Genomic DNA, 24,044 nt, shown 5'->3' on the forward strand with positions numbered 1-24,044 from the left:
ACCTAGGGTAGACCAATCGGAAAACCAGGCATGGCGGACCATAATTCTGTACTGGCATCCTGCGACTCTTCACTGATCGTGACATCACCCATTGGTAAGTCTCGGGATAAACGTTGTGCTGCCTCCAGATTGTATTTGGCTTCCCAGAAAGTTGGCTGATTTTTCAATGCTGATCGATAAAAGTCTTTTGCCACATCCGCCATTGCAACAGCACGATCGACGGAGAGGTTCTCCGCTAAATCTATTGCTTGAATCAGATACAGATTGCCCAGGTTATAGTGAATATGAACCCGTTGTTGCTGGTTGGCCAGTCGTTCCGTACCACTATAGGTTTCCACTGCTTCATCAAACAAATTTAATCTACGCTGCAGATGTGCATAGGCGATTCTGACTTCAGGAGACTGCATATTTAATTTATCGAGATCAACCATTTCACCTTGATTAAGCAAAGTAATTTGCTGATTGATTTGTTGTCGTTGTTGTAAAGTGACAATACTGAAAGCCAACCCAATCAAAACTAAGATCAGCAACAAACTGACCAGATAAATAAGTTTGTTTCGGTTTAAAAAGATCATTTTGCCTCCAGCAATTTAATGCCTACTAAAATAATAACGGCAAACAGAGCGCCTAAAAAACATAAACGTGTTAAATCGTTGCGGGGGATAAGTTCGTTGTAGACCAGAGGCAAACTTTCCAGATCATCCAACTGATCAATAGCTGCTTCCAGAGATTCCGGGGTATCCACTTCATAAGCGTGATAGGGGATCGGCAGAGTACGAAAAAACTGATCCAGATACCTTTCCGGCATTACTCTTGGGTTGTCATCTCGTGGTGTTTCCGGTTCAGAAGTGATACCTAGACCGTTTTCGGTACGCAGAAAAAACCAATATAAACGAACTTGATAGCGTTCAAACCATTCACGAAGTACCCTCTGAGCACGATGATCCAACGTGGCGGCACCATCAGAGACCAGTACGATCACACGGGATCCGGTATGAGGTTGATCCTGAAAGTAGCTCAATCCCATGCCAAGCCCTTTGGCGACATTGGTAAATGCCAACCCGGGGCTGGTCAGACTGTTTATCGCGGCTTGTGTTGCTGACTTGTGTTCTGTTAATGGACTGATAAAAAAAGGCTGGGTACTAAATCCCACAACACCAAATAAATCGTGTGGGCGTTCGTCAACAAAGTTGGATAACAACCGACGGGCAACCTGACTTTTAGCTGGGGTATCCTCATCCGGGACCTTGCCACCAAATGTTTCATTCATACTGGCGCTACGATCCAAAACAAACACGATATGTGCCCCTGTTCCAGTGCGTGTGAACGATTTTTCAGATTGATAAAGTCCTGCTAAACCTAACACAATGCCGGTAAACGCCATGACTCCCAGCAGTTTAATAAACCGGTTAATCCAGCGGGTGGCATCTGAAGCTGGAATTAAATGATTCCAACTCGCTTTGCGCTTACGGAAAATTCCACCCAGAACAGGCAACACAGCTAACAGCAATAATAAAAGCGCCCATGGCTGGGCAAATGCTATGTTCATGATTTTTTCAGTGCCAGTTTTTCAGCGCCGGCTAATTGTCTGCAAAGTATTAGTAGTTGATCGAAGTCACTGGGAGAAGCCTTTTTTTGTTCTGAATAAAGCGTTTCAGCAGATGACTGGAAGAAATTATCAATTTCTTCCTTATAGGCCAGTAACTCCGGATGCTGCAATACAAAATCATCTGTCTGGTGGGCGAATAATGCCTGTTTTGCTCTGCGATTAAAGGCCTGATGTACCGCTTGTAAGGCTTGAGTAAAAGCGGACTTCTCCGCATGATATTTACGAAGTTTTTTGACCTGGTGGTAAGCCTGTTGAAAAGGTGAACGGGTAAAAGCAAACAGATAACCTTTTAAACTTAGCCAGAACAAAACGAGGATGATAAAGCCAGTCGCTAAGATCCAGATTTGTTCTTGCAAGTCATCAGTTGGAACCGTTATAGGACGTAAATCTGCTTTCATAAAAGCATTTTGGGTTGAATCACTGGCTACGCCGCGAGGGGCAATTTCTTTAAGCGGTGACATAGTAAAACCCCAAGCCGGTATGACAACAGGGTGAGCCTTGTCATCCGCATTAAAACGTATCGTAAATGATGGAATAACTAATGCTCTGACATCTAAAGGGGCATAAAATGTTTGAAAGGTGAAATGCAGTCGATAGCGACGCATCTGAGCGTTTTCAGCGATCAGTGCATAATCACTATTGAGCAGTTCTAACCAGTAATCTAATTCACCATCCGGGGGAAGTGAGGCGGGAGTCAAGCTATAGTCGGCAGGTACTTGAACAACGTAATAATGTTCAATGATGTCGCCTACCAGAATCCCGAAGTCCCGCCCCAGGGACTGTTCGACAATACCGGTACGGACTGGATTGGCATGAATAGGGCAGGTAAACATAAGCAACATCAGAGTCAGAGCAACGAAGTTTCTTGTATCCATTTTATGTTTGAAAAACAGATTAATGCCCATGAAAAAACTCACTCAGGTTTTGTGCTGAAAATTGATCAATCAACCAAAATGCTCTGCTGTTGTGGCGTTGAAATTGATTATTAAGAAATATTTTTCGGTCAGCAAAAGTCGATTCGATAAGCTTTTTTTGTTTTGGCGTAACAAAAATCAGACGATTTTCATCCGTTTCTGCATCACGGATTTGCACAAATCGCCATAACGGAAAATTTTCATATTCTGTTGAACGCCATATAACAATCGGCACCAGGTAATGTCCGGATAATGTATTCAACACCTGATTAAGTTTTTCGTTGCTCCAGTGAAAATCAGAGAGCAAAAAAATTAGCGAGCGACGCTTGGGTAATAAGCGTTCTAGATCTTTAAACGCCCGGGCGGTGTTGTGACGGGACAAATTTTCACTTGGAGAATAATGTTGGTATAGCAAATCTGAATCCGTTACAGAATGAATCGAGTTGCTGAATAAATAACTTTGATAATTGTCATTTCTCGCAGCAACCGAACAGGAAATGCTTCTCTCGCTCAAGCTCAGCAGATCAACTTTCCCGGGAATAGCCATTGAGTCAGAACCATCAATAAAAGTGAGTACATCGAGTTTGCTGCGTTGACGAAAGGTTTTGACATAAATGGATTCAAACGGATCGGTCACACTGCTTGCCAGATCAATTCGGGCGGGATTTGGATCGGCTAGAAAAACAGATTTTTTGTAAAAATCACTACCCGGTCCCTGACGTTTACTTTTATGTTCACTTTCACGTAAGGCGTTCAACAAAAATGGGGTCTTGTAATCAAATATAAGGTGTTGAATATCGTGCTGCATCATGGGGATGGGATAGTATTAAGGACGCTGCTGATCAGTTCTTCAATAATTGCTTCACCGTTATAGTTATAAACCGGATTAATAAAAATGCGGTGCTTGCTGATCGCTCTTATAACAGCATGAAAATCTTCAGGTATTACATTATTGCGTTGTTTTAACCAGGCATGAGCTCTTGCACTTCGGGCTAAATAACTAATTCCACGAGGCCCCATCCCACCTAAGACTAACTTTGATGAATCGGTATCACTGATCTTAATATCATAATCCTGTGGTCTTCGCAGGGCCTGGCAAAGATGGTAACCATAATCCTGAATTGCCCCACTGGTATGAATCTGGGCTTGAATCATAACGGCAATATCATTTAACTGATTAAACGGTAAAACCGCTTTGTCAGCACTGTCGACTAATTTATCGGCATCGTAGTAACGTGTGTTAAACATTAATTCTTTCAGTTGGGCTTCGGCCCTGGGTTGCTTTATATGCAGTTCCATCATAAAACGATCACGGGCAGCAGCTGGCAATTCGAATGTTTCATCTTTTTCGATACGGTTTCGATCAGCAAACACTTGCAGATGTGGAAAGTGAAACGTTTTGTTAAATGCACTGACGCTGCGTTCTGCCATCACTCGAAGCAGTAGCGAATGTACTTGAGGTCGGGCGCGATTGATTTCGTTAAAGAAAAAGATGGATAAATCTTCACCGTGTTTAAGTAATGGGCCTTCACTGACAGCGGGTTTGCCATCACTGGCAATATGGGTGTAATACACCAGATCATGGGGCATTAAATCTATCGTGCCTTCAATACGCTCAAAATCCCCCCCCAGACTCTCCGCTGCTGCCCGTAACAAAGTAGTTTTACCTACTCCAACATCACCTTCCAGCAAAATATGGCCTCGGCAGAATATTGCTAAAACCATCAATTCAATGATGTTTTCCTGGCCTAGGATTGTCTGGTTAATATTGTTTTGTAGAGTGATTGCTTGATGATGCCAATCGTTTAAGTAGTTATCAGATTGAGTAGCAGCGTTGCTCATTTGCTTTATGCCTGGACGGGGAATGGACGATGGAGTTATAAATAAAAAAGAGGCCAGCTTTTACACTGGCCTCTACGTGGGTTTAGTAAGACCATTTACCCGTTTTTTTGAAATTTTCTACACGCTTTGCATTACGTGCTTCCATAGCTTCCATGGCACTGGTTTGTTTATCCAGCTCAGCTTGGCTATGTTTAGGATCATATTTAGACCCTTTAATTTTTTCAGGGAATCCTGGCTTAGCTTCCCAGCAGTTTCCTGATGCTTTGCATTTTGTGCCATCGTAAGCCATTGCTGACATGCCGAAGGTTAACAATAATGCTGTCGCGCCAGTTACGGCTAATGTTTTAATTTTCTTCATATTTCTCTCCTTTTGGTTTTGACAACATAATGTTTGATAGCCAGGCTGCCCTGAGCTGGCTGAGGCCAAGCTATCAACCACTAATCTTTAAAATCTGTCTTTATCATTCAAAATAATTAATTTTAATTAATGAGTTTTGTTGAAGTTTTCTAAAGCTTCTCTAAACTCTTCAGGCATTTCTGCTGGAACCAGATTGGCGCGTTCTTCCTCAGACAGCCATAATGCTTTTTCTGGATCATCCCAATAAACACTGCGAACGTAAGCCATAACATGCAGAATTTCATCAATGCTCAGGTTATTTCGTTGAGGTCCCATCATCGCGCGGGCACCGTCATAAATGATTTCAAAGAAACCTTTATCGTAGCGGCCTGCTGGGTATGTCCAGTAGGCATCTCCTAATGCCGGTCCCAGCTTGCCTTCAACATGATGACCATGACAGCCTGAACATGCTGTCATATAAAGGTCTTGTCCGATTGTGATGGCTTCTTCATCCTGGTTGTATAAGTTTTCTGCTGTTTCCATAAAATGTTTTACGGCTTCAGTTTCTTCACCTTTTTTACCAAATGAAAAATCAATCACTTCACCTGTTGTGGCATTACGAAAGGTTACTTGTGCCTCTGCAGTCATTGGTGTCAAGCTGACGACGGTTATCATTGATAAACCCAGTAGACAAGCTGCTTTACTGGTTAAAATCTTTACATTGTTAATCATAGTGTTTAAGTAATCCTGTTAAATTGAAAGAGACTGCGTAACTACGCATCAAAGCAGTGGAATCCCTTCTTTTTTGAGGATGGCAGTTATCTTTGGTGCTGCAGCTGCCAACCCTTTATTGATAGCTTCAAGTAAAGCTTTATCATCTTCACGTACGGCTACAGATTGATCGTAATGCTGAACAATTCCTTCACCACTTTTAAGTTCGCCTATTTCTGGTGTTAAAACCATTTCTAAAGGTGTATCTGAATCACGTACATAACGGGCAACTTCCGGGGCCCACAGATGGGCGATATCCCCATTTCCAGAGGTTACTTCTCCGATTAACTTACTAGGCTCAAGACGGATATACTTATTACGTGGAGATTTGAAGCCAGCCAGTGATTTGGTGTAATTGAAATTACCTTCATATTTGCCCACTTCCCGAAGCATTACTTCTGATGGGCTGCCAGGCACGACAACAAAGCGATTCAGCTTTTGAATGTCAGGACTATCCCAGTCGCTGATGTCCAGATTCTTATCGGCACGATAAACAAATACATAGCCCGATTTGTAGTAAGGGTTGCTGGTGGCAACGCGTGGGTCATCAGTATCCACCCCCATAACCACATCGCACTCATTCTTTAATAAATGTTCTGTCACTAAGAAAATCGCCGCTTTGTCAGACCAGACAAATTCCAAAGGCATGTCCATACTTTCAGAAAGAGCTTTAGCGATTTCGTTTTCGAAACCTTGTTGCTGCTTATTTGAGTAAGGCATTTCATTACCAGCCGCGCAGACTTTTAAGGTTTCAGGTAATTCGCTGTTTGCTTGTGCAGGAGTCAATACCGTAAGCAGTGAAGCCATCAGCAGGCTGCAATGGGTTAATAATTTTGTACTGACTTTGTTTTTATTGGTTTTACAATCGTTGTTTAACATGTCTTACACTCTCAGAAGGGGCTGGCAACACAATCGTTGTGCTGCCAGCCGGATTGAATACGACGATATAACTTGATATCCCAAGTTATATAGCGAGTCAGTGATTACATTTCGTACTCACCAACACTCAGATCGTCGTAAGGTCCTTTACCATCCAGAGCAAAGACCATCAGACCACCACCCATTTGGGTGTTACGTGCCAGTTCTTTAAAGGCACCTACAGCACCCAGACCAGCAGATGGGTCATTCAAGTCAAAGACCAGACCAACGGCAGGCCAACCACCTACACCGTAGTTAATGGCAACGTACTGAATACCATTGTTGGTGTAAGTCATTGGATGGCCGATAGCGCCTGAAGGAAGTTTGAATTTCCACAGCAAGTCACCGTTGTCTGCATCACGCGCTTTGATGAAGCCATCGAGAGTTCCGTAGAATACCAGGCCACCAGCTGTTGCCATGGTGCCGCCCCAGATTGAGAATTTTTCCATTTTTTCCCAAGCGAACTCACCTGTAATAGCGTTGTAGGCTTTAACCTGGCCAGAACCGATACCACGTTGACGATCACCTTTAGGTCCAGGATAGCTCCATACGTTTGCACCTACGAAGAATTGACCCGCACGATAAGGCAGCATGAACGGTTCCCAATCCATACAAAGATGATTGATACCTAAGTAGAAGTTTTGTCTTTCAGGATCGTAAGAATCCATACCCTGGTTGTGGAAACCCATGGCTGAAGGACAGATGTCACGTGAACGGTGACCCATTCTGGTGCTGAATTCCGGGTCACGAATTGGCAGACCTGTTTCCAGATCAACTTTTTTCACCCAGTTTGCAGTGTCATCCATTTTGTCTGCAGAAACCAAATCACCTGTTTCACGATCCAGCGTGTAGATAATGCCGTTACGATCAGGATGAGTCAGCAATTTACGCATTTTGCCGCTTTTGTCTTTTTGCTCGGAAAGCATCATGACGTTAACGCCAGCGTAGTCCCACTCATCATGAGGTGTTTTCTGGTAACCGAATTTGGCTAAACCGGTATCCGCATCACGACCCCAGATAGTCATGGTCCATTTGTTATCACCTGGACGCATGGTTTCGTTCCATGGAGCAGGGTTACCTGAACCGTAATAGAACATTTCTAAATCAGGGTCGTATGCATACCAGCCCCAGTTTGTACCACCACCGATTTTCCAGGCATCATCTTCCCAGGTTTTCAGACCCAGATCTTTTTGGCCGTAATGTGGGTTAGCACTGTTAAAGTCTTTTGCTAAACCAATTTCATCATCAGGACCGGTTGCATACCAACGCCATACCATTTCACCTGTGTGGATATCAAAAGCAGTGACATAACCACGAACACCCAGTTCAGCACCAGAAGAACCTTGGATGACCAGGTCTTTAACAACAAATGGTGCTTGTGTTTGTGTTTGACCAACACTGATATCACCATTTTCAACCTGCCAATGCACTTCACCGGTTTCGGCATTCAATGCAACAACGTGACCATCCAGCTGACTTTTCAAGATCATTGCCGGAGTTTTGTCATCACCTGGCCAGTAAGCCAGACCACGGTTAACCACGTCACAACAGGCAACTGCACGGGCAGCGGGATCCTGTTTTGGTTTGTGTTCCCAGACAATGGTGCCTGGATCTTTTAAGTTGATTGCAAAGGTATTGTTTGGAAAGGGTGAATGAATGTACATCATGTCACCAATAACCAGAGGAGCACCTTCATGACCACTTAAAACACCTGTGGAGAAAGTCCAGGATGGCGCCAATTTACTGACGTTCTTTTTATTGATTTGTTTTGAAGTACTGTAATGGTCAGCAGAATAGTTTTTACCCTGCATAACCCAGTTAGCTTCATCCTTTTGAAGTTCAACCAGCTTGTCATTGGCGAATGCAGCGCCTACTGTCATCATGCCGATGACGGAGCTGACCAATGCAGCTGAACCGGTTTTAGATAACCGGCTTAGTTTTTTCTCTCTCATATATCCTCCTATTTTAACTGGATGTCAGCTTGCGCTGACCCTGTGTCTCAACACACATTCGGGAATGCGGTTGTGCACAGTGATATCATCAGTTTTTAACGGGGTTAGGGGATAGAGAGTAGCGCCATCTGTGTTGTAGGGAAGTGTTCACATAATTATCAGGGTCATGGGCTTTTCTTACGGATATTGCTGAATTTCAACTGTCATTGATTATTTGGTGGATGAATTAAACCTATTTTCTGCGCCAGAAAAATAATATCTGCAAGTTTGGTAGTACCAAGTTTTCGCATCATATTCGTCTTATAGTTGGAGACGGTTTTAGGCGCTAAGGTAAGACTTTTAGAAATTTCTTCAATGCTCATGCCCTCTGCAACCATTCTGAAAACTGCAAATTCCTGATGGGATAGCGAGTCAATTTTCTGATCGGTTTTAATCAGCTTTTCCATCGCAATAGAGCGGGCAACTTCTGCTCCAAGATAATGACGTTTTTCAGCCACCGCTTTAACGGCTTCAATCAATACATCCGAGGAGCAGGATTTAGTAATATAACCCATTGCACCTAATTCGAGAGCACGCATGGCTAACGTTGTTTCTTCATGCATACTGCAAACAAGGATGCGAGCATCCTTGTCCCGGTTGCAGATCCGTCTAACACATTCCAAGCCACCGGTTCCCGGCATCGTCAGATCGATAATGCAGACTTTAGGCTGCAATGCGATAAACGCCTGATAGCCATCCTCCGCATTTCCTGATTGACCAATTACTTCAAATCCGGCTGATTCAAGTAGTTGCTGGTAACCCTCCCTGAGGATGGCGTGATCATCTATTAATAAGATGGTAGTTCGTTGTTTATTCATTTATCTAAGTGCCTCATCACGAAAGTGAAATTTGCTCATGTTGATATTCATAACGGAATATTTAATGTTAAAACTGAACCCGTTGGTTCTGCTTGATGGAGTTTGAACAAACCATTAAGAGCATGAACCCGTTCTCTTATGCCAATGAGGCCCAGTCCTTTGCCCATGGCTTCATTGGGATCAAAGCCTTTGCCATCATCACGAATAGTCAGGCTGATATCATTTCCCTGAACGGATTTGTTCTGGGTAACCAGATCAATACAGATTTTATGGGCTTCGGCATGACGGGTTATATTAGTTAATGCTTCCTGTAAACAGCGGTAGACAGTCAGTGCGGTGTCATAATCAACAAGTCTGTCATCGACCTCAATATTGATATTAATTTCGTATTGGGGAAATGACATTTGCCATTGTGAAATAAGATCTTCAATTGCGGCTGACAGTCCAACCGTTTCAAGACCCGGCGGTTTTAAGCTGCGCAGCTGTGAACGGGTGACATTGCGTAGGTAGCTAGCACTGTCTTGAATGGTTTTTAAAATGGATTGAAGTTTGGGATCATCTGTTTTGTATTTGATAGCCACAGAAGCATTTACATCAATTGCTGCAAGATATTGTCCAAAGACATCATGCAGCTCAGAGGCCAGGTGGTTTCGTTCTGCCTCTCTTACCTGAGTGATGTGTTTTATAAGTGCTCTGTTCTGCAATAGTAACTTGGCATTGTCAGCATTCTGTAATTCGAGTTTGGTTTTAATTTCAAGATTGCGTTTTAGTGTTTCCTGTAATTCGATATAGCGTCTCCTGCCGAACCACATCAATCCGCTGCTGAAGACCAGTAATACAAAAATAATCTCATCCAGTTGATAAAACTCACCTAATGCAGCCCAGTTAATCCAGCGCTCAGCTAAATCAAAATAGCCGGCGACAAGGTAGGTTAGCAATGATGCGACCACAATGATTGCTAAATCAATTTTGCCCCTGTTTTTCTTATCATTCAGGGATAATTTAGTTGAGATCATTTCAGGTCATGTCCATATCTAACATTTAGTTTAAACAGCTATTTTATGATGATTAATTTTGATATGTATATGGCAATTTTAAGGATAAATACAAAAAAACAAAAAACAGGAAAAAGTCATAACAATAAGCGTGACATTTTCCCTATGTGATATGGGGTGTCTGCTCTATTTGGCAGCAACAGACAGTCTGTAGCATAAGTCAAGTTTTTATTGGAGCCCTTATTAATGAAAAAAAGTTTAAATAATATTGTCATATCAGTCTTTCTGGTCCTGTGGACACTAAATATAGCTTCTGCAGAATCGGCCCCATCCATACCAATAGCAGAGTTTGAATTTGTTAAGATTTTTTCTGGTAAAGATGCTGATTTTGTAAAAGATAAATTAGGTGAGCCAGCAGAAATAATGAAGCGTGAAAATGAAAGTGGAACAGTGGAGTTCTGGATTTATAAAAATATTGTAAAAATTGGTAATACAGATAAAACATATAAATACACACAAATTGGAATTATAAATAATTATATTGAGACTTTAGGGAATACAAATAGAAGTCCTGAATAAATTTTATATCTTTGAAAAATAGAAAAGGTTGGAAAGTGAATACAATTATTAAGAAATTATCTTTGGCTGGTTTAAGTTTGGTCTTTATGAGCAGCAGCGTTTTTGCTCATGGACCCACTCCGCAGCGTGTCGATGAACAGATTATTATTGATGCTGATGTTGCGACGGTGTGGCAGCAGGTTATGGCCTTTGACCAACTGGATAAATGGCACCCTGCCGTCGAATCTATAACCATGCAGGACGATTCAACCAGAATTGTAAAATTGAAATCCGGTGGTGAAATCACTGAAAGCCTGGACGAGTCAGATGCTGAACGGCATTACATTGGCTATCGGTTATTAACTGAAAATGTCGAAGCGATGCCAGTCAGTTTTTATACTATCGGCATTGAAGTCGAAGCGGCTGATAAAGGAAGTCAGGTGATCTGGAGCGGACGCTTCTATCGTGCAGATACTGGTAATTTTCCACCAGAAAACTTAAATGACGAGGCTGCAGTTAAGGCAATGACGGAGTTTGCCACATCTGGACTGGAAGGTTTAAAAGCCTCATTGGAAAAATAAACCGTGATGCTTACTAAGACATTAATATATTGCGTCGCATTATTACCAAGTATGGTTATGGCCGATGATTTTTATATCACCAGTCAGGCCGGTAATCAGTTATCTGTATTTGATTCTCAAACGACAGAAATTAGAGATTCTTTTGATGTGTCTGCCGCGCCAGTGATGATCGCCATTGATAAGCCGGATAATGCCATTTATTTATCTCATCCTGAACAAGGCAAAATATCAGTATTAGATCTTAATAGTCATGAATTAATCAGCGAAATTAGAACCGGCGGGCAGCCTTTTGCAATGGTTATTGATAGCCAAAAATCGCAGATGTTTGTTACAGACTGGTCAAGAAATACTGTATTGGTAATCAACACGACCAGTAAGCAGTTGGTTGATTTACTCGCAGTAGGAGAAAGTCCGGCAGGTATTGCGATTGATGCTGTTGGCAGAAAGGTATTTGTGGCAAACCGCGAAAGTAATAATGTGATGGTGCTGGATGCAGATACTCCCGATCTGCATGCTACGATTGAAACTGGCGAACGCCCTTATGCCGTGGCATTTAATCCGCATAACGGTCATTTGTATGTTGCTTGCGTACATGATGACTCATTGACTGTCATTGACTCGAAAAGCTACAAGAAAATTGCTGACCTCAAACCTGGCCGTGCACCGTATGGAGTTACGGTCAGTGATGATGGTAAACAGTTTTATGTGGTGAATCAGAACGATAATACCCTGGTCGAATTTGATGCCAAGAGTTTAGCAATCAGAAAGACCATCAGAACCGATAAAATGCCAGAAAGTGTGGTTCTTTCAAACGATCAGCAACATGCCTATGTCACAAATTGGTTTAGCAATTCACTGTCAATTATTGATTTGCAGCAAGCAAAACAAATTCAATCAATTCCACTTAAAGATGGGCCGCGCAGTATCAGCTCTGCCCAGTAAAACCAGAGGAGCGGTGGCGTGTCTCACACCGCTCCGTTATAACCCAACTGTCTCCATGCCTCATAAAGAATAATTGCTGTAGCATTGGAAAGATTCAAGCTGCGACTATCTGTATGCATGGGAATACGGATTTTCTGTCTATCCGGTAATGAGTCCAATATTGTTGCAGGTAACCCCCGGGACTCCGGTCCAAACAGTAAAACGCTCTCATCCAGAAAGTTTGCCTGATGATGAAATTGTTTAGCCTTGGTAGTACAGGCAAATAGCGGACGATTGTTTTGCCACTGCTGGAAGGCTGCAAAATTACTGTGCACTTTTACATCAGTAAACTCATGATAGTCCAAACCGGCTCTTCTGAGGCGTTTGTCATCCAAAACAAAAGCCAGTGGTTCAATCAGATGCAACTGTGCCCCTGTGTTGGCACATAGACGAATGATATTCCCGGTATTTGGCGGGATTTCAGGCTCATAGAGCGCAATGTGAAGCACGACTAACTGTGACTGATTTGTAATGTCGGATCGACGTAGAGAGTCAATTTCTGTCCTGGTTGCAACAAAGTGCGATCACTTAAACCATTCCATTCCTTGACCTTGTCCACCGTAACATTAAATTTACGGGAAATGGTCCACAGCGAGTCACCATTGCGAATAGTGTAGTTAATGGTTTTTAATTTTGACTGGGTCTGTTTTGGTTGCCAAATAACCAATTGCTGACCAGAGTGCAGAACATCCGAAGGCGTTTTATCATTCCATTGTGTCAGTTCAAACACATCAACCGTATACGCTTTGGCAATATTCCACCATGTGTCACCAGCTTTGACTGAATAATTCAGTTTTTTGCCCTGTTGTAATCTGCGATTGTTGATGGCATTTGCTTCGGCCTCATCGGCTTGGGCGGTGGATATGGGAATCAGCAAATGCGCGCCTGCACGTAGAAAGTTAGAAGTAAGTTTATTGGCTTTTTTCAGTTCAGGGACAGTCGTCTGATGCTGAGAAGCAATCGTGCTGAGTGATTCACCCGGTTTTACTTCATGACGTTTCCAGCGCAGTAGATCTTCATCAGAGAGACCTGACAATGCTGTTTTAAACGCGCTGACTTTGGTTGAAGGTAATACCAGGTTATGAGGGCCTTGCGGCGCAGTCGCCCAACGGTTGAAACCAGGATTTAACAAGTACAACTCATCCAGCGTAATCTCGGCCAGATCGGCTGCCAGAGATAAATCGATCTGGCTGCCTACATTAATCACACTCAGGTAAGGTTCGTTGTTAATGGGACTGAGTGTTAAATCATAGTGTGCAGGTTGTTTAACCAAATGGGCCAAAGCGAGTAATTTTGGTATGTAAGCCGTTGTTTCTGCTGGCAGTTCCAATGACCAGAAATCGGTTGGCAAGCCAGCTTCTTGATTTTTCTTGATGGCACGACCTACAGTGCCTTCGCCCGCATTGTAAGCCGCTATTGCAAGTTCCCAATCATTAAAATCATTATGCAGTTTTTGTAGGTAATCCAAAGCGGCAGTGGTGGATTGAATGACGTCACGGCGGCCGTCATACCACCAGTTTTGTTCAAGGCCAAATACTCTGCCCGTAGCAGGAATAAATTGCCATATGCCCGCTGCTTGTCCAGATGAAAGTGCGAACGGCTGGTAACCACTTTCTACTATTGGCAGCAGAGCAATTTCCAATGGCATATTGCGTCGATCCAACGCATCGACAATATGGAACAGATAGGGGCGAGCACGTTCAACGACTTTATCAACGTATTCAGGATTATTAACAAACCAGGTCAGCCGGTTTTGTGTTTCCGGTTGCAGGCTATGATATTCAGACAGTCCATAACCATCACGAATCCGTTGCCAGACGTCAACGGTTTGGGGTGCAACAGCTGAATCATCATCCAGAACGGATAAGTTTAAATCCTGAAGACTCAGTTGAGTGAGATGATTTTTTTTCCAGTTGGTATGTTTTTTTAGAGGACCATGAGAGGTATTTTGAGGAGGATCCGCGCTGACCGTTTCGGTATGTTTTGAGGTGGTGCTACAGCCGCTGACAAGCACTGAAAGCACTGCAAATAGAGGCCAAAGCCGTTTTTTAATTTTTAACATAACGGATTATCATAATGTCGTAAGTTTATAATCGTGCTCAATTTATACCTTAATAAAACATCAATGACCAGCCTTTAACACACCTTTACGATTATCGGTTTTTAAAGCCATCGTTTCCAGCTGTGTACAGTCCTCCGGTATTGTTGAGATTTCATAGCCGGCTCAGTTTAAGTCGGAAATGGGATTGCTGGATAAGACTTTCGTTCCTCCTCATACTCACCAATAATCAGGCTTTAAGTTATTACCGGCCAGGTAAAAAAAACGGTCATCTATTGTGTCTCAGAATAATTATTACACGACTTCTATAGGTGCCATTGTCAGGCTACGTTAAACTATCGGTTGTTTTAAACAAAAGGGTTAGCTGAGTGACAGAATTTGCAGGACAGCTCAATAAGATGCAGGTAACTCTGGCGGATCAGGATGCTCCCGTAGAATACAAAATGATTTTGGGCGAGCACCAAGTGCCAATGAATCCGCTTGTAGACGAAAACATACAGTTGATTTACGCGGGCGAAATCCGCTGTCAACATTGTCAGCGAAAGACAAAAAAAAGTTATAGCGGTGGCTTTTGCTTTCCCTGTTCACAAAAACTGGCACAATGCGATTTATGTTTTATGAAGCCGGAATTGTGTCACTTTGCACAGGGCACTTGCCGGGAGCCGGAATGGGGTGAGCAGGTCTGTATGCAGGACCATATTGTGTACCTTGCCAACAGTTCGGGTATTAAAGTGGGCATTACCCGCATCTCGCAAATTCCGACTCGATGGGTGGATCAAGGAGCCACTCAGGCTTTACCTGTTTTTCGGGTGAGCAGCCGTTACCATTCAGGTTTAGTTGAGGTTATGTTCAAACAGCATGTATCTGATCGTACGGATTGGCGGAAAATGTTGCGTGGATCGGCTGATTATATTGATCTGGCTGAACAGCGAGATCGTTTACTGACAGAATGCGCTGACGAAATCCAGCTGCTGCAACATCAGGTGGGGGAAAGTGCTATCACGATTTTTACTGATGAGAAGCCGTTGGAAATAACTTATCCTGTTTCACAATATCCGCAAAAAATCAGTTCATTGAACTTTGATAAAACCCCGGAAATTACGGGAAAGCTATTAGGCATAAAAGGGCAATATCTGATCCTCGATATTGGCGTATTAAATATCCGCAAGTTCAATGGTTACCAAATAACAATGAAGGTGTAATGGTAATGTATCGTCTGCTACGAGACCTGATGTTCAAAATGGATGCTGAAAGGTCACACCATATTGGTATGACTGGTCTGAAGTGGTTGGAAATGTCTGGCTTACTTGGCTTGGCTGTCCCGAAAATACCAACAGTACCAGTTCATGTCATGGGATTACGTTTTCCTAACCCAGTGGGTTTAGCCGCTGGTCTGGATAAAAATGCCGACTATCTTGAAGCCCTTACGACACTGGGGTTTGGTTTTATAGAAGTCGGTACAGTGACACCAAGACCACAACCTGGCAATGCCAAACCCCGATTGTTCAGACTGCCTGAAGCAGACGCCATAATTAATCGTATGGGCTTTAATAATCTTGGTATTGACCATTTGCTTGAGCAGGTTCAGGCCGCTCAAACTGATGCCATTATTGGCATTAATATTGGTAAAAACGTTGATACTCCGGTCGAAAAAGCATTGGATGACTATCTGATTGGACTGGAAAAAGCCTACCCACATGCGGATTACATCACCATAAATATCTCTTCACCCAATACGCCGGGATTACGTAATCTGCAATTCGGTGAAGCATTGGATAAATTGCTGGATGCGTTGAAAAAACGCCAAACAGAACTTGCCGAGCAATGGCGACGTTATGTGCCGATGGCCGTTAAAGTAGCGCCGGATTTAACTTTGGAAGAAGTGCAGCAATTGGCAGAATGTTTTAGTCGCTTCAGGATTGATGCTGTCATTGCAACCAATACCACCCTGTCCCGAGAGGCGGTTGCCGGATTACCGCATGCCGATGAGGCGGGAGGGTTGAGTGGCCGTCCGGTATTTGCTAAATCAACTGAAATTGTTCAACAATTCAGACAGGCTTTGCCAGTCGAAATGCCGATTATTGCTGCTGGCGGCATTATGAGTGCAGAAGATGCTATGCAGAAAATTGAGGCAGGGGCAGAGTTGGTGCAAATATACAGTGGCTTGATTTATCAAGGCCCAAAATTAATTCAAGATATTGTCAAAACCATTCAAGTAAGGAGATAACATGGAGACCGGAACAGGCAGCGTCATAGGCGATATTCTGCTGAGTATTTTCTTTGCGACCTTGATTGTCATTATTGGTCGCACAGTGGTTAGCTGGTTAGTTAAGCTGTCTCGTAAAATGATGGTCAGGGCCAATATGGATCCGATCCTGATCAATTTCTGCAGCTCGATTATTAATGTACTGTTGTTGCTGTTTGTATTGATCGCCGCACTGGATCAGCTGGGTGTAAATACCACATCAATGATAGCCGTACTGGGGGCTGCGGGCTTAGCTGTCGGTTTGGCGTTAAAGGATTCATTACAAAACTTTGCGGCTGGGGTAATGCTGATCATGTATCGCCCATTCAAAATCGGTAATTTTGTGGAAGTCTCGGGTGTAATGGGTATCGTTGAACAAATCACCATCTTTAATACCGTAATGCGTACCCCCGATAATCGCGAAGTCATTGTTCCCAACGGCAAAATTTACGCCAATACGATTACCAATTTTTCGGCACGGGATACCCGACGCATCGATATGGTATTTGGTATCAGCTATGAAGATGATTTATTGAAAGCCAAACAAATTATGACCGATATCGTGACCGGACATGAACTGGTATTGAAGGATCCCGCGCCGATTATCCGCATTGCTGAGTTGGGTGACAGCTGTATCACCTTTAATGTATGGCCATGGGTAAATTCTGCTGATCTGGCCACTGTGAGAGCGGATTTGATTGAAACTATCAAACTGGCATTTGATGCTAACGGCATCAGTATCCCTTATCCACAAATGGATGTGCATTTTAATAATGTTGATGCAGCAAATGAACCATCCACTCAGGACAAAAACGAATCAGCCTAAAAATTATCTTTCCAGGCGCGTAATACCTTAAATACCGCCAGAGGGCTCTCGAGCGGCTGACCAGCGTAAGCTTCAGCCGCTTTAATTATTGCGGCATCATCACAGCGTAAAAACGGATTTGTCTGTTTTTCCTCCAGCAAAACGGAGGGAACCGTTGCGATATGCTGTTCTCTCAAGGCTTCAGTTCTATTTAAGCGTTCATGCAGAGCCGGATTATTTTTATCTACCGCCATGGCAAATTGCAGGTTTGCCAGAGTGTATTCGTGGGCACAGTAAATATAGGTAGTATCTTTAAGTTGTTTGATTTTCCCTAATGAAGCAAACAACTGTTCCGCCGTACCACCCAACAGACGGCCGCAACCTGCTGCAAATATGGTATCGCCACAGAATAGGTTATCCTCTACTAAATAACTGATATGTCCTGGAGTATGGCCGGGCGTGTCCATTATTTTAAAGTGGGGAAAGGATGGGTGTAACAATTGATCTGCCTGTGCGTACAAAGGGGTATCAACAGTTTTAATATGTTCTCGCTGTGGACCGAAGACCGGTAAATCATATAAATCATCCAGACGACGGATACCACCAATATGATCCGCATGATGATGCGTGACTAATATAGCAGCAGGTTGCAGATCATTTTTTTCCACAAATTTGATCACCGGCCCGGCATCACCCGGATCGACGATTAAGATATCACGGTTATGGGCTGACTGGATCAACCAGATATAATTATCACTGAATGCCTTTACAGCATGAATTTGTAACATTTTTTACTCCGCCGGAATGGCCTATGTGCGATTATAAAGAGCATGACCTAGAGATGACACAATGGTGGCAATCTTCGCTTGCCCGCTACTTGCAAACCCAGGAACAGCAATGGTTGCAGTATCGACAGGCGAAATTACATGGTTATTTTCAACTGCAGTTTGGCGGACAAAAACTTATCCTGCCGCCTTCAATACGCCCTGCTTATCAGGCTCTAATGGGTATGGAGGGGCAATTTCATGCACAAATTGAACAATTACCCTTTAAAACAGACAGTGTCGATGTCATGTTATTACAGCACGTTGTGGAATTTTCCAGACATCCACATCAATTGTTACGGGAAGCAGACAGAGTATTAAGCGAAGACGGCACCCTTATTTTATTATGCTTTAATCCATTTAGTTTCTGGGGCTTGCGACGGTTATTTTCGTGGCAAGATAAACTGCCCTGGCGCGGCCAGTTTTTTTCGCGTCAACGATTAAAAGACTGGCTGGCATTACTGGATTTTGATGTAATTGAAGCCCGTTCCATTATCTATTGTCCACCATTGCAAAATGAACGGTGGATCAAGCGCAGTGGTTTTTTGGAGCGGTGGGGCCGACGTTTGTGGCCTTACTTTGGTGGCGTAACGGCGATTGTGGCGAAAAAACGTACGATACTGGTGACCCCGTTGCAAAGTCGGTGGCAGGATAGAAAATTATTTCCCAGACCACAACTGGTGACCCCTTCAGCAACACGAAAAGAGCATTAATGGAACAGGTTGAAATTTTTACCGATGGTGCATGCAGTGGCAATCCCGGTCCCGGTGGCTGGGGAACCATATTAAGAGCCAAAGGCACAGAAAGAGAATTGTCTGGTGGCGAAAAAATGACCACCAATAATCGCATGGAAATGATGGCCGTCATTGCTGGTCTGGAAGCATTGAAAAGGCCTTGTCATGTCACCATTACCACTGATTCACAATACGTGATGAAAGGCATGACGGAATGGTTGAAAGGCTGGAAAGCTAAGAACTGGAAAACGGCCGCCAGACAACCGGTAAAAAATGCTGATCTCTGGCAGCGCATGGATGCGGCATCACAGCCACACAAATTGGAATGGCAATGGGTTCGGGGTCATGATGGTCATCCGGAAAATGAACGTGCCGATCAATTAGCCGTCGATGCCCGAACGCGAATAGCAATACAGGATTAAGCCATGGCAGAGCAAACCAGTCAGCGTCAAATTGTCTTAGATACTGAAACCACCGGTCTGAGCACCGCTGATGATCACCGCATTATCGAAATTGGCTGTGTGGAGCTGGTCAACCGTCGGCTGACCGGTGAAACCTTTCATCAATACATTAATCCACAACGTGCCATTGATGCAGGGGCCATGGAGGTGCATGGCATTACCAATGAATCATTGGCAGATAAACCTGTTTTTGCCGATATTGCTGAAGATTTCCTGCGGTTTATAGAAGGCGCTGAACTGATTATCCACAATGCAGCGTTTGACGTGGGATTCCTCAATCATGAATTCACCAAGTTAGGTCATACGTCTCAGATTGAAGATATCTGCTCAGTGTTGGATACGCTGAAACTGGCAAGAGACAAACATCCCGGACAGAAAAACAATCTGGACGCGTTATGCAAACGTTACGGTGTAGATAATTCTAACCGCGAATTGCACGGCGCTTTACTGGATGCCGAGATCCTGGCAGATGTTTATTTAATGATGACTGGTGGGCAGGTCAGCTTATCATTAGCTGCCGAGCAATTTGAGCCACAGCAGGATATTGAGCAGAATGATCTCACTACAATCGAACGTCCACGCTCGGTATTAAAAGTGATTCAGGCTGATACTGCCGAACTGGCTGCTCATCAGATGATGCTCGAAAAATTGCAAGCCAGCAGTGATGGAAATTGTGTGTGGCTTAAATAACGTTGAAATTGTTTTAACAAAAAGTTCTGTCCGCCGCTTGAAATCAGATTTTTGACCCCCAAATAGCAGCTTTGTGTTGAGCAAAGCGGAATCTGATTAATCATGAGCAACGAAGAAATCGAAAAAGCGACGGCGGAATCTGAGCCGGTCGAAACCTCACCTGAAACAGCTGAGTCAGCGGAATCTGAAGCAGATGTTGTAAAACAGCTGGAAGATGCCCGTAACAAAGCCGATGAACATTGGAATGAATTGCTGCGTGCCAGAGCCGATCTGGAAAATATGCGTCGCAGACATAGTCGTGATCTGGAAAATGCCCACAAACATGCGCTGGACAAGTTCGTAACAGAACTGTTGCCTATTTGTGACAGTCTGGAATTTGGTCTCAACGCAGCAAAAAATGAAGATGCCAAGCTCGAAACAGTGCGAGATGGCATGGAAATGACACTCAAAATGTTTATGAGCTCGATCGGTAAGTTCGGTCTTGAACAACTTAATCCTGAGGGCGAGGCTTTCGATCCTGATCTGCATCAGGCCATGGCAATGCAGCCTGCAGAAGGCGTAGAAGCTAACCAGGTATTGAATGTTATGCAGAAAGGCTACCGCTTCAATGGACGTCTGTTACGTCCTGCCATGGTAGTGGTCTCTCAATAACCGGACGAAATTTAAGGGCTTGAAATCAAAATTTCCTGCCCCATCTATTATCACAACGGCTGGAATAGCCAGACGAACTTAGTACGATGGAGAAAAGATTATGGGTAGAATTATTGGTATTGACTTGGGTACGACCAACTCATGTGTAGCGGTGATGGAAGACGGCAAAGCCCGTGTCATCGAAAACAGTGAAGGCGATCGCACAACCCCGTCAATTGTTGCATTCAACAAAGATAACGAAGTGATGGTAGGTCAGTCTGCTAAACGTCAGGCTGTCACTAACGCCAAAAACACCTTGTACGCAATCAAGCGTTTGATTGGCCGTAAATTCAAAGATGATGTAGTACAGCGCGATATTGATATGGTGCCGTACAAAATCGTTGAAGCAGATAACGGTGATGCCTGGGTAGAAGCCAACGGCAAAAAAATGGCTCCGCCTGAAATTTCAGCTCGCGTTTTGATGAAAATGAAAAAAACCGCTGAAGAATTTTTGGGTGAAGAAGTCACCCAAGCGGTTGTTACCGTTCCGGCCTATTTTAATGACTCACAACGTCAAGCCACAAAAGACGCGGGCAAGATTGCCGGTCTGGAAGTCAAACGTATCATCAACGAACCGACTGCCGCAGCGCTGGCTTACGGCATGGACAAAAAACGCGGTGATTCCACGGTTGTTGTATATGATTTGGGTGGTGGTACTTTTGACGTATCTATCATTGAAATTGCTGATATTGAAGGTGAGCATCAGTTTGAAGTACTGGCTACCAACGGTGATACATTCCTGGGTGGTGAAGACTTTGACCAACGTATCATTGATTATCTGGTTGCTGAATTCAAGAAAGATCAGGGTGTTGATCTGAGTAAAGATCCTTTGGCCTTGCAACGTTTGAAAGATGCTGCCGAGAAAGCCAAAATTGAGTTGTCTTCCAGCTCACAAACGGACATTAATCTGCCTTATATTACTGCAGATGCCAGTGGTCCTAAACATATGGAAATCCGTCTGACCCGTGCCAAGCTGGAATCTTTGGTAGAAGACTTGATTTCACGCAGTATGGAGCCATGCAAAATGGCGCTTAAAGATGCTGGTCTGAAAATCTCTGATATCAACGACGTTATTCTGGTCGGTGGTCAAACTCGCATGCCTAAAGTGCAGGAAGCGGTTAAAGAAATGTTCGGCAAAGAGCCACGTCGTGACGTGAACCCCGATGAAGCGGTTGCCGTTGGTGCGGCGATTCAGGCGGCTGTTCTGGCTGGTGATGTAAAAGACGTATTGCTGCTGGACGTTACCCCATTAAGCCTGGGTATCGAGACCATGGGCGGTGTAATGACTAAACTGGTTGAGAAAAACACCACCATCCCAACAAAAGCGAATCAGGTGTTTTCAACAGCAGATGACAACCAACCTGCGGTGACTATTCACGTGCTGCAAGGTGAACGTGAAATTGCTTCAGCGAACAAGTCACTAGGCCGTTTTGATCTAGCGGATATTCCGCCAGCTCCACGTGGTACACCGCAAATCGAAGTCACTTTTGACATTGACGCCAACGGTATTCTGAACGTGTCTGCGAAAGACAAAGCGACTGGTAAAGAGCAGTCTATTGTCATTAAAGCTTCCAGCGGTCTGTCCGATGAAGAAGTTGAACAAATGGTTAAAGATGCTGAGGCTCATGCTGATGAAGACCGTAAGTTCCATGAACTGGTCACAGTACGCAACCAGGCGGATGGCTTGATTCATGCCACCAATAAATCACTCACTGATCTGGGTGATAAAGTGGAAGCGGATGAAAAAGCCAAGATTGAAGCGGCCATTGAGGAGTTACAACAGGCTCTGAAAGGTGAGGATAAAGCGGATATCGAAGCCAAAACCGCTGCATTATCAGAAGCTGCAGGTAAGCTGGCTGAACGTGCCTATGCTGAAAATGCAGAAGCAGGTGAAGGTGCTGCAACAGATGACGCAGCAGCACAAAGCGATGATGTGGTAGATGCCGAATTTGAAGAAGTCGATGACGACAAGAAAAATTCATAATCTTTCACACAATTAACTAAAAACAGGCGTAGGCATTGAGCTTGCGCCTGTCTTGTTTAAGAGATACAAGAAAAACAAAACATGGCCAAACAAGACTATTACGACCTACTTGGTGTATCACGCACTGCGACTGAAGCCGAAATCAAAAAAGCCTATCGTCGTATGGCGATGAAATATCATCCTGATCGTAATCCGGATGATGCAACCGCTGAAGCCAGGTTTAAAGAGGCTAAAGAAGCCTATGAAGTACTCTCTGATTCTCAAAAACGTGCGGCCTATGATCAATTTGGCCATGCCGGAGTGGATAACAGTGGTGGCGGTGGTGGTTTCAGAAGTTCTGGCGGTTTCAGCGATATTTTCGGCGATGTATTTAATGACATTTTTGGCGGAGGTGGGGCTGGCGGTCAAAGCTTTCGTGGTGCTGATTTAAGATACCGTCTTGATTTGACACTCGAAGAGGCGGTTGCCGGAACCACGGCTAAAATCCGTATTCCAGTCAACGTAGAATGTAAAACCTGTGATGGAACGGGCGCCAAACCCGGTACCCAGCCAGTCACCTGTACCACCTGCGGTGGCCATGGTCAGGTACGCATTCAACAAGGCTTCTTTACTGTTCAGCAAGCCTGCCCGCACTGTCATGGTACCGGCAAGATGATTCAGGATCCTTGTCATGACTGCCATGGTCAAGGCGTTGTACAAGAACATAAAACGCTTTCCGTTAAAGTGCCTGCCGGTGTGAACACAGGTGATCGTATTCGTCTTGCCGGTGAGGGTGAGGCTGGATCGCGTGGCGCACCTGCCGGTGATTTATATGTTGAAGTAGCCGTTAAGCGCCATGATGTGTTTACCCGGGATGGCAATAATTTATTTTCCGATGTACCGATCAGCTTTACCACAGCCTGTTTAGGTGGTGAATTGGAAGTGCCCACCTTGCAAGGTAAGGCGATATTAAAAGTACCGGAGGGCACACAAACCGGACAGCAATTCAAAATGCGCGGTAAAGGCGTTAAATCAGTCCGCACGGGTGAAGTAGGCGATTTAATGTGCCGCGTAATTATTGAAACACCGGTGAAACTATCGAAAAAACAGAAAGAGTTATTGCAGGAATTTGCCGAGACGATGGAAGGCTCTGGTGCTACTCATAGCCCAAAACACGAATCATGGCTGGATGCGGTAAAACGTTTTTTTGAATAACATATTTGCCAATTGGAAGCTGACTGGGCTATTTTTGCCAGCC

Annotated in this window: 26 protein-coding genes; 12 read left to right on the top strand and 14 right to left on the bottom strand. The window is 44.0% G+C overall.

From position 1 onward, the window contains the following. Nucleotides 1–2: 2 nt before the first annotated feature. The 11 genes from B2W60_RS10890 to B2W60_RS10940 all read right to left on the bottom strand — a co-directional run bounded on the left by B2W60_RS10890 (nt 3) and on the right by B2W60_RS10940 (nt 10,216). Nucleotides 3–575, bottom strand: a complete 573-nt coding sequence (locus B2W60_RS10890) for a hypothetical protein (protein ID WP_278355624.1) — start codon at nt 573–575, stop codon at nt 3–5. Next, nucleotides 572–1,549, bottom strand: a complete 978-nt coding sequence (locus tag B2W60_RS10895) for a vWA domain-containing protein (protein WP_292360644.1) — start codon at nt 1,547–1,549, stop codon at nt 572–574. Before B2W60_RS10895 ends, B2W60_RS10890 begins: the two co-directional genes overlap by 4 nt. After that, nucleotides 1,546–2,514, bottom strand: a complete 969-nt coding sequence (locus B2W60_RS10900) for a hypothetical protein (protein ID WP_278355622.1) — start codon at nt 2,512–2,514, stop codon at nt 1,546–1,548. Before B2W60_RS10900 ends, B2W60_RS10895 begins: the two co-directional genes overlap by 4 nt. Then, entirely contained in the window at nt 2,504–3,283 is a 780-nt protein-coding gene (locus B2W60_RS10905) for a hypothetical protein (protein WP_292360641.1), read from the bottom strand. Before B2W60_RS10905 ends, B2W60_RS10900 begins: the two co-directional genes overlap by 11 nt. A gap of 47 nt (nt 3,284–3,330) precedes the next feature. Continuing rightward, a complete protein-coding gene (locus B2W60_RS10910) occupies nt 3,331–4,365 on the bottom strand; it encodes an AAA family ATPase (protein ID WP_278355620.1) in 1,035 nt (344 codons plus the stop codon). A gap of 82 nt (nt 4,366–4,447) precedes the next feature. After that, entirely contained in the window at nt 4,448–4,723 is a 276-nt protein-coding gene (locus B2W60_RS10915; RefSeq protein ID WP_278355619.1) for a hypothetical protein, read from the bottom strand. 126 nt (nt 4,724–4,849) lie between these two features. Further along, entirely contained in the window at nt 4,850–5,434 is a 585-nt protein-coding gene (moxG, locus tag B2W60_RS10920; RefSeq protein ID WP_278355618.1) for a cytochrome c(L), periplasmic, read from the bottom strand. Between the two features lie 48 nt (nt 5,435–5,482). Beyond that, nucleotides 5,483–6,352, bottom strand: a complete 870-nt coding sequence (gene moxJ, locus B2W60_RS10925; protein ID WP_278355617.1) for a methanol oxidation system protein MoxJ — start codon at nt 6,350–6,352, stop codon at nt 5,483–5,485. Nucleotides 6,353–6,456: 104 nt separating this feature from the next. After that, the gene (locus tag B2W60_RS10930; RefSeq protein WP_278355616.1) at nt 6,457–8,343 is read right to left on the bottom strand and encodes a methanol/ethanol family PQQ-dependent dehydrogenase; all 1,887 of its coding nucleotides are present in this window, start codon (nt 8,341–8,343) and stop codon (nt 6,457–6,459) included. Nucleotides 8,344–8,546: 203 nt separating this feature from the next. Further along, entirely contained in the window at nt 8,547–9,200 is a 654-nt protein-coding gene (locus B2W60_RS10935; RefSeq protein WP_069296440.1) for a response regulator transcription factor, read from the bottom strand. Between the two features lie 47 nt (nt 9,201–9,247). Beyond that, entirely contained in the window at nt 9,248–10,216 is a 969-nt protein-coding gene (locus tag B2W60_RS10940; protein ID WP_292360638.1) for a sensor histidine kinase, read from the bottom strand. Nucleotides 10,217–10,441: 225 nt separating this feature from the next. Here B2W60_RS10940 and B2W60_RS10945 point away from each other — a divergent pair, with 225 nt between their 5' ends. The 3 genes from B2W60_RS10945 (at nt 10,442) to B2W60_RS10955 (ending at nt 12,276) form a co-directional block, all read left to right on the top strand. Next, nucleotides 10,442–10,774 carry a hypothetical protein gene (locus tag B2W60_RS10945; protein ID WP_278355613.1) on the top strand — a complete coding sequence of 111 codons (333 nt, stop codon included), beginning with the start codon at nt 10,442–10,444 and terminating at the stop codon, nt 10,772–10,774. 86 nt (nt 10,775–10,860) lie between these two features. Beyond that, nucleotides 10,861–11,334, top strand: coding sequence for an SRPBCC family protein (locus B2W60_RS10950; protein ID WP_292360635.1), 474 nt, complete (start codon nt 10,861–10,863; stop codon nt 11,332–11,334). A 6-nt stretch (nt 11,335–11,340) separates the two neighbouring features. Then, the gene (locus B2W60_RS10955) at nt 11,341–12,276 is read left to right on the top strand and encodes a beta-propeller fold lactonase family protein (RefSeq protein WP_292361026.1); all 936 of its coding nucleotides are present in this window, start codon (nt 11,341–11,343) and stop codon (nt 12,274–12,276) included. A 23-nt stretch (nt 12,277–12,299) separates the two neighbouring features. On the opposite strand, the gene trmL is transcribed toward B2W60_RS10955, so the two are convergent. Next, nucleotides 12,300–12,764, bottom strand: coding sequence for a tRNA (uridine(34)/cytosine(34)/5-carboxymethylaminomethyluridine(34)-2'-O)-methyltransferase TrmL (gene trmL / locus B2W60_RS10960; protein WP_278355610.1), 465 nt, complete (start codon nt 12,762–12,764; stop codon nt 12,300–12,302). Nucleotides 12,765–12,766: 2 nt separating this feature from the next. Next, nucleotides 12,767–14,377 carry a LysM peptidoglycan-binding domain-containing protein gene (locus tag B2W60_RS10965; RefSeq protein WP_278355609.1) on the bottom strand — a complete coding sequence of 537 codons (1,611 nt, stop codon included), beginning with the start codon at nt 14,375–14,377 and terminating at the stop codon, nt 12,767–12,769. Nucleotides 14,378–14,772: 395 nt separating this feature from the next. Between B2W60_RS10965 and B2W60_RS10970 the strand changes: the two genes are divergently transcribed. From B2W60_RS10970 to B2W60_RS10980, 3 genes are read left to right on the top strand one after another with little or no spacing between them, the layout of a single operon-like run. Next, a complete protein-coding gene (locus B2W60_RS10970) occupies nt 14,773–15,576 on the top strand; it encodes a DUF2797 domain-containing protein (protein ID WP_278355631.1) in 804 nt (267 codons plus the stop codon). 5 nt (nt 15,577–15,581) lie between these two features. Further along, nucleotides 15,582–16,601 carry a quinone-dependent dihydroorotate dehydrogenase gene (locus B2W60_RS10975; RefSeq protein ID WP_349676072.1) on the top strand — a complete coding sequence of 340 codons (1,020 nt, stop codon included), beginning with the start codon at nt 15,582–15,584 and terminating at the stop codon, nt 16,599–16,601. A gap of 1 nt (nt 16,602) precedes the next feature. Beyond that, nucleotides 16,603–17,445 carry a mechanosensitive ion channel family protein gene (locus B2W60_RS10980; RefSeq protein WP_292360632.1) on the top strand — a complete coding sequence of 281 codons (843 nt, stop codon included), beginning with the start codon at nt 16,603–16,605 and terminating at the stop codon, nt 17,443–17,445. Here B2W60_RS10980 and gloB read toward each other — a convergent pair. After that, the gene (gloB, locus tag B2W60_RS10985) at nt 17,442–18,212 is read right to left on the bottom strand and encodes a hydroxyacylglutathione hydrolase (protein WP_278355605.1); all 771 of its coding nucleotides are present in this window, start codon (nt 18,210–18,212) and stop codon (nt 17,442–17,444) included. The genes B2W60_RS10980 and gloB overlap by 4 nt on opposite strands. 23 nt (nt 18,213–18,235) lie before the next feature. On the opposite strand from gloB, the gene B2W60_RS10990 reads away from it, so the two are divergent. The 6 genes from B2W60_RS10990 (at nt 18,236) to dnaJ (ending at nt 24,001) form a co-directional block, all read left to right on the top strand. Continuing rightward, nucleotides 18,236–18,961, top strand: coding sequence for a class I SAM-dependent methyltransferase (locus B2W60_RS10990; protein WP_278355604.1), 726 nt, complete (start codon nt 18,236–18,238; stop codon nt 18,959–18,961). Beyond that, nucleotides 18,961–19,404 carry a ribonuclease HI gene (gene rnhA, locus B2W60_RS10995; protein WP_278355603.1) on the top strand — a complete coding sequence of 148 codons (444 nt, stop codon included), beginning with the start codon at nt 18,961–18,963 and terminating at the stop codon, nt 19,402–19,404. The genes B2W60_RS10990 and rnhA overlap by 1 nt, the downstream gene beginning before the upstream one ends. 3 nt (nt 19,405–19,407) lie before the next feature. After that, nucleotides 19,408–20,133, top strand: a complete 726-nt coding sequence (gene dnaQ / locus B2W60_RS11000) for a DNA polymerase III subunit epsilon (protein ID WP_292360627.1) — start codon at nt 19,408–19,410, stop codon at nt 20,131–20,133. A 102-nt stretch (nt 20,134–20,235) separates the two neighbouring features. Next, nucleotides 20,236–20,784: a nucleotide exchange factor GrpE gene (gene grpE / locus B2W60_RS11005; RefSeq protein ID WP_292360625.1), complete on the top strand. Its 549-nt coding sequence runs from the start codon at nt 20,236–20,238 to the stop codon at nt 20,782–20,784. Between the two features lie 100 nt (nt 20,785–20,884). After that, on the top strand, nt 20,885–22,807 hold the full coding sequence (gene dnaK, locus B2W60_RS11010; RefSeq protein WP_292360624.1) for a molecular chaperone DnaK: 1,923 nt from the start codon (nt 20,885–20,887) through the stop codon (nt 22,805–22,807). An 81-nt stretch (nt 22,808–22,888) separates the two neighbouring features. Further along, a complete protein-coding gene (gene dnaJ / locus B2W60_RS11015; RefSeq protein ID WP_292360622.1) occupies nt 22,889–24,001 on the top strand; it encodes a molecular chaperone DnaJ in 1,113 nt (370 codons plus the stop codon). Nucleotides 24,002–24,044 lie beyond the last annotated feature (43 nt).

The organism is Methylophaga sp. UBA2496, assembly GCF_002341635.1.
GTDB lineage: Bacteria > Pseudomonadota > Gammaproteobacteria > Nitrosococcales > Methylophagaceae > Methylophaga.